Origin of the sequence: Streptomyces sp. SID13666 (assembly GCF_010548325.1) — a bacterium.
Classification (GTDB): Bacteria; Actinomycetota; Actinomycetes; order Streptomycetales; family Streptomycetaceae; genus Actinacidiphila; species Actinacidiphila fildesensis.
The window spans coordinates 107,798-120,253 of sequence record NZ_JAAGLX010000027.1 but is presented as its reverse complement, the minus strand read 5'-3'; the positions used below and the strand labels follow the sequence as shown (position 1 = coordinate 120,253).

General features: G+C 69.5%; 13 protein-coding genes. 9 read left to right on the top strand and 4 right to left on the bottom strand.

Going from position 1 to position 12,456, the window contains the following annotated elements:
• Window positions 1-27: 27 nt before the first annotated feature.
• Window positions 28-1,569, top strand: coding sequence for a glycosyltransferase family 87 protein (locus G3I60_RS28855; protein WP_138351156.1), 1,542 nt, complete (start codon window positions 28-30; stop codon window positions 1,567-1,569).
• A 28-nt stretch (window positions 1,570-1,597) separates the two neighbouring features.
• On the opposite strand, the gene G3I60_RS28850 is transcribed toward G3I60_RS28855, so the two are convergent.
• From G3I60_RS28850 to G3I60_RS28840, 3 genes are all read right to left on the bottom strand, one after another.
• A complete protein-coding gene (locus tag G3I60_RS28850; RefSeq protein WP_164607908.1) occupies window positions 1,598-2,629 on the bottom strand; it encodes an alanine racemase in 1,032 nt (343 codons plus the stop codon).
• Between the two features lie 36 nt (window positions 2,630-2,665).
• Window positions 2,666-3,787: a peptidoglycan bridge formation glycyltransferase FemA/FemB family protein gene (locus G3I60_RS28845; protein WP_138351154.1), complete on the bottom strand. Its 1,122-nt coding sequence runs from the start codon at window positions 3,785-3,787 to the stop codon at window positions 2,666-2,668.
• Between the two features lie 97 nt (window positions 3,788-3,884).
• The gene (locus G3I60_RS28840) at window positions 3,885-4,187 is read right to left on the bottom strand and encodes a hypothetical protein (RefSeq protein ID WP_164298569.1); all 303 of its coding nucleotides are present in this window, start codon (window positions 4,185-4,187) and stop codon (window positions 3,885-3,887) included.
• 256 nt (window positions 4,188-4,443) lie between these two features.
• On the opposite strand from G3I60_RS28840, the gene rpsF reads away from it, so the two are divergent.
• From rpsF to G3I60_RS28800, 8 genes are all read left to right on the top strand, one after another.
• Window positions 4,444-4,734 (top strand): 30S ribosomal protein S6, encoded by a 291-nt coding sequence (gene rpsF, locus G3I60_RS28835; RefSeq protein ID WP_138351152.1) that lies wholly within the window; start codon window positions 4,444-4,446, stop codon window positions 4,732-4,734.
• A 65-nt stretch (window positions 4,735-4,799) separates the two neighbouring features.
• Window positions 4,800-5,408 carry a single-stranded DNA-binding protein gene (locus tag G3I60_RS28830; RefSeq protein WP_138351151.1) on the top strand — a complete coding sequence of 203 codons (609 nt, stop codon included), beginning with the start codon at window positions 4,800-4,802 and terminating at the stop codon, window positions 5,406-5,408.
• A 43-nt stretch (window positions 5,409-5,451) separates the two neighbouring features.
• A complete protein-coding gene (gene rpsR, locus G3I60_RS28825; RefSeq protein WP_031512678.1) occupies window positions 5,452-5,688 on the top strand; it encodes a 30S ribosomal protein S18 in 237 nt (78 codons plus the stop codon).
• Window positions 5,689-5,705: 17 nt separating this feature from the next.
• Window positions 5,706-6,152, top strand: a complete 447-nt coding sequence (rplI, locus tag G3I60_RS28820; RefSeq protein WP_138351150.1) for a 50S ribosomal protein L9 — start codon at window positions 5,706-5,708, stop codon at window positions 6,150-6,152.
• A gap of 230 nt (window positions 6,153-6,382) precedes the next feature.
• The gene (locus G3I60_RS28815) at window positions 6,383-7,990 is read left to right on the top strand and encodes a phenylacetate--CoA ligase family protein (RefSeq protein WP_203674098.1); all 1,608 of its coding nucleotides are present in this window, start codon (window positions 6,383-6,385) and stop codon (window positions 7,988-7,990) included.
• Between the two features lie 3 nt (window positions 7,991-7,993).
• Window positions 7,994-8,554, top strand: coding sequence for a DUF4188 domain-containing protein (locus tag G3I60_RS28810; RefSeq protein WP_203674096.1), 561 nt, complete (start codon window positions 7,994-7,996; stop codon window positions 8,552-8,554).
• Window positions 8,551-9,666: a hypothetical protein gene (locus tag G3I60_RS28805; RefSeq protein WP_164298571.1), complete on the top strand. Its 1,116-nt coding sequence runs from the start codon at window positions 8,551-8,553 to the stop codon at window positions 9,664-9,666. The genes G3I60_RS28810 and G3I60_RS28805 overlap by 4 nt, the downstream gene beginning before the upstream one ends.
• Window positions 9,663-10,748: a hypothetical protein gene (locus G3I60_RS28800; RefSeq protein WP_203674094.1), complete on the top strand. Its 1,086-nt coding sequence runs from the start codon at window positions 9,663-9,665 to the stop codon at window positions 10,746-10,748. The genes G3I60_RS28805 and G3I60_RS28800 overlap by 4 nt, the downstream gene beginning before the upstream one ends.
• Here the strand turns inward: G3I60_RS28800 and G3I60_RS28795 are convergent.
• Window positions 10,726-12,012 carry an MATE family efflux transporter gene (locus G3I60_RS28795; protein WP_343241974.1) on the bottom strand — a complete coding sequence of 429 codons (1,287 nt, stop codon included), beginning with the start codon at window positions 12,010-12,012 and terminating at the stop codon, window positions 10,726-10,728. The two genes, G3I60_RS28800 and G3I60_RS28795, sit on opposite strands and share 23 nt — an antisense overlap.
• Between the last annotated feature and the right edge of the window lie 444 nt (window positions 12,013-12,456).

The following is a 12,456-nucleotide window of genomic DNA, read 5'->3' as shown; positions in this document are numbered from 1 at the left end:
CCGGGGCCATGCGGCAGGATGTCCGGCATGACGAGCGTGCGCGAAGACGACCAGCTGGAGGCCCTCGTGCCGCCGACCGACGAGGATCCGCTGGCCGCATCCGCCAGCGAGGTCATCGGCGGGCCGCTGGGACGCCGGGCGGAGATCAGCACCCACCGCTGGTGGAACCCGCTGCGGGTCCTGGTGATCCTGGTCATCGGCATGTTCGCGCTCGGGATGGTGCAGAAGCTGCCCTGCTACAACAGCGGCTGGTTCCAGCCGGGTGACGCGCAGTACATCCACGCCTGCTACTCCGACATCCCGCACCTGTTCGGCGGCCGCGGTTTCTCCACGGGGATCGTGCCGTACTTCGACCGGATCCCGGACGAGGTCTCCACCGACTTCCACTATCTGGAGTACCCGGTCCTGACCGGCCTCTTCATGGAGGTCGCGTCCTGGTTCACCCCGGACGGCGGCTCGGAGCAGCACCGGGAGCAGATCTACTGGCTGGTCAACGCGGGCATGCTGATGGTCTGCGCGGTGGCCCTCGTGGTGTGCGTCGCGCGCACCCACCGGCGCCGGCCCTGGGACGCCCTGCTCGTCGCGCTCTCCCCCGCGCTGGCGCTGAGCGCCACCATCAACTGGGACCTGTTCGCGGTGGCGCTCACCGCGGGAGCCATGCTGATGTGGTCCCGCAGCCGCCCGCTGGCGGCCGGCGTCCTGCTCGGCCTGGCCACTGCCGCCAAGCTCTATCCGCTACTGCTGCTGGGGGCGCTGTTCGTGCTCTGCCTGCGGGCGGGCCGGCTGAGGGCCTTCTGGACGGCCGTGGCGGGTGCGGTGGGCGCGTGGCTGGTGGTGAACCTGCCGGTGATCCTGCTGGCGCGCGACGGCTGGGCGAAGTTCTACTCGTTCAGCCAGGAACGCCGGATCGACTACGGCTCCATCTGGCTCGTCATCAGCCAGCAGACCGGCAAGCCGCTCGACGGCGTCAACTCCTACGCCGTCGCCCTGATGCTGCTGCTCTGCGCGGCCATCGCGGGGCTCGCGCTCTACGCGCCCCGGCGTCCCCGCTTCGCGCAGCTCGCCTTCCTCGTCGTGGCCGCCATAGTGGTCGCCAACAAGGTCTACTCGCCCCAGTACGTGCTGTGGTTGCTGCCGCTGGCCGTGCTCGCCAGGCCGCGCTGGCGGGACTTCCTGGTGTGGCAGGGCTCCCAGGTCCTGTACTTCCTGGGCATCTGGATGCAGCTCGCCTATGTGACGGGCGGCAACAAGCACCACGGGCTGCCCCAGGACGGCTACCACCTGGCGATCGTCATCCACCTCCTCGGCACGCTGTACCTGTGCGGCGTGGTGGTGCGGGACATCCTGCTGCCGGAACGCGACGTGGTGCGCTGGGACGGCGAGGACGACCCGTCCGGCGGCGTGCTGGACGGCGCGCCGGACGTGTTCGTGCTCGGCAGGGCCCATGAACCGCGGCACGCGGCCCCCTTCACCGGGATGCCGGTGGAGTGGGGCGTGGAACGGCACGCACCGGCGGGACAGCGGCCCGTGGAGGGCGGCGGTGCCGCGACAGCGGCTGAGACCGGCTGAGACCGGCTGAGAGGCGTCCTGCTGCGGCTCAGCGGTCCAGGACGCGGTCGAACTGGGTGGTGGTGTGCCGCAGGTGCGCCACCAGCTCGTCACCGACCGCCGGCGGGGCCACGTCGTTGGGCAGGAAGAGGATGGAGACCTGCATGTGCGGGGGCTCCGCGAACCACCGCTGCTTGCCCGCCCACACGAACGGCGACAGGTTGCGGTTGACGGTGGCCAGGCCGGCCCGCGCGACACCCTTGGCGCGGGGCATCAGGCCGTGCAGGGCCTTGGGCGCTTCGAGCCCGACCCCGTGGGAGGTCCCGCCCGCGACCACGATCAGGTGGCCGTCGTCGGAGGCCTTCTGCTGGCGGTACCCGTAGCGCTCGCCCTTGGCGATGCGCGTGACGTCGAGGACCGCACCGCGGTACTCGGTGGCCTCGTGGTCGCCGAGCCACATCCGGGTGCCGATCCGGGCACGGAACTTGGTCTGCGGGAACTGCTGCTGCAGCTGGCTGAGCTCATGCGCCTTGAGGTGGCTGACGAACATCGTGTGCAGCGGCAGCCGGGCGGCGCGCAGCCGCTCCATCCAGCCGAAGACCTCCTCCACCGCGTCGGAACCGTCGGTGCGGTCCAGCGGCAGATGGATGGCGAAGCCCTCCAGCCGTACGTCGTCGATGGCGGCGTGCAGCTTGACCAGGTCGTCCTCGGCGACGCCGTGGCGCTTCATGCTGCTCATGACCTCGATGACGACCCGCGCGCCCACCAGCCCGCGCACGCCCTCGACGGAGGACACCGACCGGATCGCACGGTCCGGCAGCGGTACCGGCTCCTCGCCGAGCCGGTACGGGGTGAGGACCAGGAGGTCGCCGCCGAACCAGTCCTTGATCCTGGCGGCCTCGTAGGTCGTACCGACCGCGAGCATGTCGCTGCCGAGCCGGGTCGCCTCGTCGGCGAGCCGCTCGTGTCCGAAGCCGTAGCCGTTGCCCTTGCAGACCGGGACTATGCCGGGGAACTGCTCGGCCACGGACTGCTGGTGCGCACGCCAGCGTGCGGTGTCGACATACAGGGTGAGCGCCATGGCCTGGTCAGGACCTTTCCTTCGTCTGCTCGCCGGTCAGCGGCGGGACATGTAGATGTCGAGTGCCTTGTGGAGCAGTTTGTTGAGGGGGAAATCCCACTCGCCCAAGTATTCGGCGGCCTGGCCGCCCGTGCCCACCTTGAACTGGATCAGGCCGAACAGGTGGTCCGTCTCGTCGAGGGAGTCACTGATGCCGCGCAGGTCGTACACGCTCGCCCCGAGGGCGTACGCGTCCCTGAGCATCCGCCACTGCATCGCGTTGGACGGCCGGACCTCCCGCTTGTGGTTCGCGGAGGCGCCGTAGGAGTACCAGACGTGCCCGCCGACGATCAGCATGGTGGCCGCGGCCACCGCCTCGCCCTCGTGCACGGCCAGGTACAACCGCATCCGGTTGGGGTCCTCGTTGTTGAGCGAGGTCCACATCCGCTGGAAGTACGACAGCGGGCGGGGCCGGAAGTGGTCGCGCTCGGCCGTCACCTCGTACAGCTTCTGCCAGACCGGGAGGTCGTCGTAGCCGCCCTGCACGACCTCGACGCCGGCCTTCTCGGCCTTCTTGATGTTGCGGCGCCACAGCTGGTTGAAGCCCTTGAGGATGTCGTCCAGCGAACGGTTCTCCAGCGGCACCTGGTAGACGTAGCGCGGCTGCACATCACCGAAGCCGGCGCCGCCGTCCTCGTTCTGCTGCCAGCCCATCCGGCGCAGCCGGTCGGCCACCTCGAAGGCGCGGGGCTCGATGAACGTCGCCTCGACGTCCCGCAGCCGCTTCACGTCCGGGTCGGAGATGCCGGCCTTGATGGCGGGCGCGTCCCAGCGGCGGATGACGACGGGCGGACCCATCTTCACCGTGAAGGCGCCCTGCTGCTTGAGGTGCGCCAGCATCGGCTGGAGCCACTCGTCCAGGTTCGGGGCGTACCAGTTGATGACCGGGCCCTCGGGCAGGTACGCGAGGTACCGCTTGAGCTTGGGGATCTGCCGGTACAGCACCAGGCCGGCGCCCACGATCTGGCCGGTCTTGTCGTCGAACCAGCCGAGGTTCTCGGAGCGCCATTCGTTCTTGACATCCGCCCATGCCGGAACCTGGCAGTGACTGGCCGAGGGCAGGCTCTGGATGAATGCCAGATGCTGCTCACGGCTGATGGTCCTCAGGGTCAAGCTCATGCGGGGCGCTCCCCATCGCTACGACTGCGGTCTTATCTGCGCCGAAGCCTACTGCGATCGGGGAACCGCCCCGCCAGCCCTGTGGACAAGTCTCCCGTCAGCCGCCGAAGAACCCTCCGTGTGCCATACCCAGGTAGAAGCCGACCGCGGCCGCGCCGAGCCCGATGATCAGCGCGAAGCGTTCGGCGGTGGTGACCGAGATGAATTGCCCGTATCCCCCGGTGATGATCCCGGCCAGGCCGGTCAGGGAACTGAGCAGATGCAGACTGTCGAAGATCGACGTGACGATGGCGATGCCACCGAGGACCAGGGTGACCGCGACCAGCGTGTTCTCCAGGGGATGGGCCTGGCCGTCGGTGTTGAACGTGAGGCGATGGGTCCGAGCCGCTTGCTGTGCCATGGGAGACCTCCGTAACGGAGCCGTAGCGCATCGTAGCGCCGTTCCTACCCGATGTGTACAGATTGAGGGCATTAGCGGCCGGATTTCAACCGGAGGCGGTTGTCCGGGTAGTCTGTACGGTCTGCACCGGTGTCTGCGCTGGTCCACAACGATCCACCGTGATTGTCAGTGGTCGGCGCTACCGTTGCGACGCAATGCAAACCCTCCTGCCACGGAAATGCCGTGGCCGCTGAGTCCAAAGGAGGTGGGTTCCACAATGCGTCACTACGAGCTCATGCTCATTCTCGACCCCGATCTCGAGGAGCGCGCTGTCTCCCCGCTGATCGAGAACTTCCTCACTGTCGTCCGCAACGGCGGCGGCAGCGTGGAGAAGGTCGACACCTGGGGCCGTCGTCGCCTCTCGTACGAGATCAAGAAGAAGGCCGAGGGTATCTACTCGGTCGTCGACCTCAAGGCTTCGCCCGAGGTCGTCAAGGAGCTCGACCGTCAGCTCAACCTGAACGAGTCGGTTCTCCGGACCAAGGTCCTCCGCCCGGAACTGCACTGAGCCTGCGGGCTTAGAGCAGTACCGGTTCCGAGAAGCAGCCAGCACACCGCCGAGAGGTCACCACCATGGCAGGCGAGACCGTCATCACGGTCGTCGGCAATCTCGTCGACGACCCCGAGCTGCGCTTCACCCCGTCCGGTGCGGCGGTCGCGAAGTTCCGTGTCGCGTCCACACCCCGCATCTTCGACAAGCAGACCAACGAGTGGAAGGACGGCGATGGCCTCTTCCTCACGTGCTCGGTCTGGCGTCAGGCGGCGGAGAACGTAGCGGAGTCGCTGCAGCGAGGCATGCGCGTCATCGTGCAGGGCCGGCTGAAGCAGCGGTCCTACGAGGACCGCGAGGGCGTCAAGCGGACGGTCTACGAACTGGACGTCGAGGAAGTCGGCGCCAGCCTGAAGACCGCGACCGCCAAGGTCACCAAGACGACCGGCGGCGGCCGTAGCGGCCAGCAGGGCGGTTACAGCGGTGGCGGTGGCGCACAGGGCGGCCAGGGTGGCGGCAACTGGGGCGGAAGCTCCGGCGGCGGCCAGCAGGGCGGCGGCGGTGCTGCTACCGACGACCCCTGGGCGACCAGTGCTCCGGCCGGCGGTGCCCAGCAGGGCGGCGGCGGAAGCTGGGGAGGGAACTCCGGTTCCTCCTCCGGCGGCGGCTTCTCGGACGAGCCGCCCTTCTAAGGGCGTCACGACACCAACTTCTTGATCAAACAGGAGAGACACCATGGCGAAGCCGCCTCCGCGCAAGCCTAAGAAGAAGGTCTGCGCGTTCTGCAAGGACAAGACCGTTTACGTGGACTACAAGGACACGAACATGCTGCGGAAGTTCATTTCCGACCGCGGCAAGATCCGTGCCCGCCGCGTGACCGGCAACTGCACGCAGCACCAGCGTGACGTCGCCACGGCCGTGAAGAACAGCCGTGAGATGGCACTGCTGCCCTACACGTCGACCGCTCGCTAAGGAAGGGTGACCGAAACATGAAGATCATCCTCACCAACGAGGTCTCCGGCCTCGGCGCCGCAGGCGATGTCGTAGAGGTCAAGTCCGGCTACGCCCGCAACTACCTGGTCCCGCGCGGTTTCGCGATCGCCTGGACCAAGGGTGGCGAGAAGGACGTAGAGCAGATCCGTCGTGCGCGTCGGATCCGCGAGATTCACACCCTTGAGGACGCGAACGCCGTCAAGGCGAAGCTGCAGTCCGTCAAGGTGCAGCTGACCACCCGCGCGGGTGACAGCGGCCGACTGTTCGGTTCCATCACGCCGGCCGACATCGCTGCGGCGATCAAGGCCGCCGGTGGCCCGGACGTGGACAAGCGTCGTGTCGAGGTCGGTACGCCGATCAAGACCCTCGGCGCCCACAAGATCTCGGTGCGTCTGCACCCCGAGGTCGAGGTCAAGCTCGACCTTGAGGTCGTTGCTGCCTGATCTGCCGCGCTTCGGCGCAGCGCGAAGGACCGGTACCCCGCAGGGGGTGCCGGTCCTTCGTTCGTTCCGGGATGTTTCACGTGGAACATCCCATCGGCCGGCGGATGTTCCACGTGAAACATCGCACCCGAGTGCCCTCGTGGACGCCGCGCGTACTCAGGTAGGTACGGGGCCCGGAGTGAGTAGCGCAGCCCATACAGAGGACGGGGCCGCGCGGCCACCATGTGGGCATGGCAATGGGAAGCTTCGCGCGGCAGTGGCTGCTGAGAATCATCAGCTTCGGGCTCACCGCTCTGTACCGGCTCTACCGGGTGCACCCCTTCGTATGGCGGGTGATGGCCCGCAACTACCGCCCGTGGATGAGCGGTTTCGCCCGCCTCCACGCATGGATGACCTGCCAGTTCGCGGCGCTGGACGTACCGGCGTACGCCGCGCACCTGGAGAACGGCGGCTGGCGGTTCCGTTGGTTCCGGCTCGACTCCTACCCGGCCACCGACAAGGAGTCGTACGTCAAGGCGTACCCGGAGGAGATGCGCTGCTGGAAGGGGCGGGTGGAGATCGCCGGCAGCGTGGTCGACGAGTCCTCGGGCTCGTCCGGCACTCCGTACAACTGGGTGCGCAGCCGCCGCGAGTTGAACACCGTGCACCGCAATGTGGCCGGCTACACCAGCCTCGTCTTCCCCTCGAAGCGGCTCTTCGTGATCAACGCCTACTCGATGGGCGCCTGGGCCACCGGCACCAACACCGGCATCGCCATGGCCCGGATCGCCACCGTGAAGAACACCGGGCCCGATCTGGAGAAGATCGTCGACACGCTGCGGCACTTCGGGCCGCGCTACGACTACCTGGTCACCGCCTACCCGCCGTTCCTCAAGCATCTGCGGGACCGGCTGGCCGGTGAGTCCTGGTTCGAGGAGAAGAGCTACCGGCTCGCGGCGATGGTCGGCGGCGAAGGGATGACCGAGGCGCTGCGCGACTACGTCGGCGATGTGTTCGGCAAGGTCCGCTCCGGCTACGGCGCGTCCGACCTCACCATCGGGATGGGCGGCGAGACCACCTTCAGTGTCTGGCTGCGTCGGATGATGCGCGAGGACGCCACCGTCAGGGCGGCCTTCCTGGGCCCGGACGAGCAGCGGCTGCCGATGGTCTTCCAGTACAACCCCCTGGAGACCTATCTGGAGACCGCCGGCGACGACCGGACCGGCGAGGTGCTCTGCACCATCAACTCCACCGCCGTCATGGCTCCCAAGCTCCGCTACAACATCGGCGACGAGGGCACGTTGATGTCCTTCCCCCAGGTCTGGGACATCCTGCGGGAGCTCTTCGCGGACCGCCCGGTCCTGCTGCAGCGCGCGGAGGCCGCCGCCCTGCGCGAGAAGATGCGGCTGCCCCTGCTGTTCCTGTACGGGCGGGCCGACTCGACCGTCTCCTACATGGGCGCCAACATCTACCCGCAGGACGTCGAGTACGGCCTGTACGAGGGCAATCCGATGGCGGACCGGATCGAGAGCTTCTGTCTGGCGCTGGAGGAGGGCGACGACCTGGAGGCGCGGCCCGTCGTCCATGTGCAGCTGCGGGAGGGGACGGTGCTGGACGCCGACGGGACCGTGAAGCTCGCGGAGGTGTGCCGGGCGGGCGTGCTGCGGCATCTCGCCGCCTGCAGCCGGGACTTCGCCCAGTCGCTGACGGAGGACTCCTCGGCCGGCGAGGTGGCGGCACGGGTGCACCCGTACGGCTCGGGGCCGTTCGCGGGTGGAACGGGGACCGCGGCCGGTGGCAGCAGTCGCGGCATCAAGAACAAGTACCTGCTCGGTGCGACCGCGAAGGGCGGTGCCTGAACCATGCGCAGTACCGACTTCTCCCTCACCCCGGCGCCAGGACAGGCCGGTGCCATGTTCGTCGGCGCCACCCGCTACTCGGGGCTGCGCGCGATCATCACGCTGGGCCCCGGCTATGTGCGGATGGTCCGCGAGATGAAGCTGATGAAGGGCTATGTCTGGCACAAGGTGTACTGGCGCTTCCCCTTCACCCTGGGCACGATCGCCTTCTTCGCCGACCGCGACGAACTGCTGAAGTTCGCCCGGGGCAAGGCCCATCACGAGCTCATGTGCTGGCTGACGGACGAAGGCAAGGGCCGCGCGACCGGCGGCTGGATCCGTATCTACACGGCGGACGCGGCCGGGTACACCAACGGCGTCTGGCGGGCCGAGGACGGTGCGCTGTCCCACGTCGACACCTTCGAGCCGCTGAGCACGGAGCTCTCCGCAGGGCGCGCACCGCGCCCCGTCAAGCATGTGCGGCACGAGAAACGGCGTGCGCAGCGCAGTGCGGAGCCGCGTGCGGCGGCGAGCGGCGCAGCGCCGGCGGCGCGCTGCCCGGAGCACCTGGACGGCAGGCCGTGACCATCACCGTCACCAAGGTCGGCGGACGGAGCGAGCTGCGGGAGTTCTGCGAACTCCCGCTGCGGCTCCACCCGCGCGACCGCTACGTGCCGACCCTGGAGCCCCAGATCCGCACGTGGTACCGGGAACGGACCGTCGAGCTCCATGTCGCGCGCGACGCGGCCGGCACCCCCGTGGGCCGGATCTGCCTGCACCGCTACCCCGGGTTCGACAGCAGGATCGGCAGGCGCGCCCAGCTCTTCGGGCTCACCGAGTTCGCCGATCCGCAGGACGTCGGGGAGGACGTCGCCAAGGAGCTCTTCGATCTGACCGAGCGGGCCGGTGCGGGAACGGAGGTGGCGTTCGGGCCGGTCAGTCTGCTGCCCAACCAGTCGGGCGGTGTCATCACGTCGGGGTTCGGGGACCGCGGGTTCATCGACTCCGCCTGGAACCCGGCGTACTACCCGGCTGCCTACGAACAGCACGGCTTCACCCGGCGGTTCGGCGCCGACACCTGGGTCTGCGAGAACCTCGACGGTCCCGGCGCCGTCGACCCCGGCCAGGCGTTCCTGTTCGACGACAGCCGCATCGCCGCTGAGGGGCTGCGGATCCACCACGGCTCGCGGCGGAAGCTGGCGGAGCAACTGCCGCTGCTGCGCGGCATGCTCAACGCCTCCTTCGCCCAACTCGGCTACTACACCGAGATCTCCGCCGCCGAGCTGGCGGCCCAGACGGACGGGCTGGCCCATCTCCTCGACGAGCAGCTGCTGCTCTATCTGACGGCGGAGGGCGAGCCGGTCGCGTTCGTGCTCGCCGTCCCCGACATCTCGGAATTCGTCATGGCGGCCCGTGGCCGGCTGGGGCTCCCGCAGCAACTGCGGCTGCTGGCCACCCGCGGCCGGTACCGCAGCGAAGCGGTACTGATCATCAAGGGGACGGTGCCGGGGCACCAGGGGAAGGGCTATCTGACGCTCCTCGCCCGGGAACTGCACCGCAATCTGCGCAGCGGCGGCTACCGGACGTTGCGCAGCACCTTCGTCGAGCACGGGAACGCCGCGTCGGCCGCGCAGTACCGGCGCGTCGGCGGCCGACCGCTGCACGGCTACACCTTCTACGAGAGGGCAATGCGGTGAGCAACCGGGACTCGGTCCACTGGACGGCGGTGCTGCGGGAGCGCGAGGAGCTGTGCCGCCGCGCGCCGAGCGCGCACAACACGCAGCCCTGGGTGCTGCGCTACGACAACGACGCCGTCGAAGTGGGCTGGGACCCGGCCCGGGAGCTGCCCGACGGCGACCCCGGCCGCCGCGATCTGTTCCTGTCCCTGGGCGCCTTCGTGGAGACCTGTCTGATCGTCGCGGCGGACGCCGGCCTCGCGATACGCGCCGAGATCACCGTCGACGAGGAACGGCGAACGGCCGCCCGGCTGTTGCCGGCGCCCGATCTGTACGCGACGCCTTTCAGCGCGCGGACCGTCGGGCTGCGCGGCTGCGCGAGGGGTGTCCACACCGGGGGACGGCTCACCGCGGCGGACCTCGGCGCCGCCAGGACCGGGCTGGAACGGACGAGCCTGGTGGAAGTGCCCGCGCGCGAACTCGCGGGCCTCGCGGTACGCGCCGACCGTTGGCTCTTCGGCAGTGCCCCGGTGGTGCGGGAACTGCGCACCTGGCTACGGCTGAACCGGAGCCATCCGCGGTACGCGGCCGACGGTCTGACGTACGAGGCGCTGGCCATGTCGCGCGTGGAGGCTGCGGGGCTGCGGGCGGTGCTCATGCCGGGCGTCTACGGGGTGCTGCGGCGCCTCGGGCTGGCCCGGCTGCTGGCCGCTTCGCAGAGCGGGCTGCTGCGCTACGAGGGCAGTGTCCTGGTCCTCACCGCGCCGGCCGGACCCGCCGCGTCGGGCGCCGGTGCGGCGGCCGGGCCCCCGGCCGCCCTGGTCCAGGCCGGACAGGAGCTCGTGCGGGTCTGGTACGGCCTCGCGGAGCGGGGGATCGCCGTGCATCCGCTGAGCCAGATCCTCGACTGCCCGTGGACGGAACGGGAGCTGGCGCGGCACCTGGGAGGCCGTGAACGGCCGCTCGCCGTCTTCCGGGCGGGCCGGGCGGCCGGACCATCGGTACGGTCGGCACGGATCGGCGGAACGGGGAACCGGTCCCGGACCACCGCCGCGTCCCCCGCGGCAGGGAAGAGGACGGCTACGCCCGCACCGCACCGGTGACGATCCAGCAGCCGGACCGCGCCCGCAGCTGGAGCGCGACGAGCCGGGTCAGCATCATCAGCGTCATGGCCCACCACAGGGCGGTGAGGCCGCCTCCGAGGGCCGGGACGGCGAGCGCGACGGGGGCGAAGACGGCCAGCGTGGCGAGCATGGACCAGGCGAGATAGGGCCCGTCGCCCGCGCCCATCAGGACACCGTCGAGGATGAAGACGATCCCGGAGACCGGCTGGCTGACGGCGACCACCAGCAGGACCGGCATGAGGGCACTCCGCACGGACGGGTCGGAGGTGAAGAGCGTCGCGATCAGCGGGCGGCTCGCGACCACCAGCAGCCCCAGCAGCACGCCGGAGGCGATGCCCCACTGCACCATCCGGCGGCAGGCGGCCCGGGCGCCCGCAGGGTCGTCGGCGCCCAGATAGCGGCCGATGATGGCCTGCCCCGCGATGGCGATGGCATCGAGTGCGAAGGCCAGCAGCGACCAGACGGTGAGCGTGATCTGGTGGGCGGCGATCTCGGTGTCGCCCAGGCCTGCGGCGACCGCGGTGGCGATCAGCAGGACCGCCCGCAGGCTCAGTGTGCGGATCAGCAGTGGGACGCCCGCCTGGGCGCAGGCCCGGATGCCGGCGGCGTCCGGGCGCAGCGACGCGCCGTGCCGGCGCGCTCCGCGGACGACGACGTACAGGTACACCACGGCCATGGCGTTCTGGGCGATGACCGTTCCCCAGGCCGAGCCGGCGATGCCCAGTCCCGCGCCGTAGACCAGGGCCGCGTTGAGCCCCGCGTTGGCCGTGAAGCCGCCGAGCGCCACGTAGAGCGGCGTCCTGGTGTCCTGGAGGCCGCGCAGCACGCCGGTGGCGGCGAGGACGGCGAGCATGGCGGGGATGCCGAACGCGCTGATCCGCAGGTAGGTGACGGCGAACGGTGCGGCGGTGTCGGACGCTCCGAAGAGGCCGACGAGTGCCGGAGCGGTGGGGACGACGAGCGCGATGACGGCAACGCCGAGCAGCAGGGCGAGCCAGATGCCGTCCATGCCCTGGCGGATCGCGCCCGGCAGGTCGCCCGCGCCGACCCGGCGGGCCACGGCGGCGGTGGTGGCGTAGGCGAGGAAGACGAAGATGTTGACGGCGGTGGTCAGCAGGGCGGCCGCGACGCCGAGCCCGGCGAGCTGCGGGGTGCCGAGGTGGCCCACGACCGCGCTGTCGACCATGACGAAGAGCGGCTCGGCGACGAGGGCGCCGAAGGCCGGCACGGCGAGTGCGATGATCTCCCGGTCGTGCCGCCGCCGGGTCTCCTTGGAGAGATGGCTGGGGTGGCTCTTCTGGGGAGGCTCGGCGACCGGGTTCACCCGCTCAGGATAATCATCCACAAGTAATACCTGCAAGGCCTGATCAACTATTACGTGCGACTGCGTAGAGTGATCTCCTCCGCGTGGTTTGTCGCGATCTTGGCCCGAGGGCGAAAGTTTTTCTTCTGCACAGCCCGCGGATGATAAAACGCCAGGTCAGGGCGGTTCAGGTCGGCTGATTGTGTGTTTGTCCACAGCGGTTTCCCAAGGCCTGTGCACAGGTTGAGGCGGCTTCTCCACAGGTTGGATGCCTCCGTCCACAGGGCCTGTGGATAACCGTCTTGGCCAACGGTCTCCTGGGCCCTACCGTGAGCCCCCTGCCCGACGCGCCGTACGAGGAGCCGGGTGTCTCAATTGTCAGAG

What these genes read in the sequence shown, in the direction of transcription:
- G3I60_RS28855 (WP_138351156.1), top strand. Translation starts at nt 28, where the DNA reads ATGACGAGCGTGCGCGAAGACGACCAGCTGGAGGCCCTCGTGCCGCCG.
- G3I60_RS28850 (WP_164607908.1), bottom strand. Translation starts at nt 2,629, where the DNA reads ATGGCGCTCACCCTGTATGTCGACACCGCACGCTGGCGTGCGCACCAG.
- G3I60_RS28845 (WP_138351154.1), bottom strand. Translation starts at nt 3,787, where the DNA reads ATGAGCTTGACCCTGAGGACCATCAGCCGTGAGCAGCATCTGGCATTC.
- G3I60_RS28840 (WP_164298569.1), bottom strand. Translation starts at nt 4,187, where the DNA reads ATGGCACAGCAAGCGGCTCGGACCCATCGCCTCACGTTCAACACCGAC.
- rpsF (WP_138351152.1), top strand. Translation starts at nt 4,444, where the DNA reads ATGCGTCACTACGAGCTCATGCTCATTCTCGACCCCGATCTCGAGGAG.
- G3I60_RS28830 (WP_138351151.1), top strand. Translation starts at nt 4,800, where the DNA reads ATGGCAGGCGAGACCGTCATCACGGTCGTCGGCAATCTCGTCGACGAC.
- rpsR (WP_031512678.1), top strand. Translation starts at nt 5,452, where the DNA reads ATGGCGAAGCCGCCTCCGCGCAAGCCTAAGAAGAAGGTCTGCGCGTTC.
- rplI (WP_138351150.1), top strand. Translation starts at nt 5,706, where the DNA reads ATGAAGATCATCCTCACCAACGAGGTCTCCGGCCTCGGCGCCGCAGGC.
- G3I60_RS28815 (WP_203674098.1), top strand. Translation starts at nt 6,383, where the DNA reads ATGGCAATGGGAAGCTTCGCGCGGCAGTGGCTGCTGAGAATCATCAGC.
- G3I60_RS28810 (WP_203674096.1), top strand. Translation starts at nt 7,994, where the DNA reads ATGCGCAGTACCGACTTCTCCCTCACCCCGGCGCCAGGACAGGCCGGT.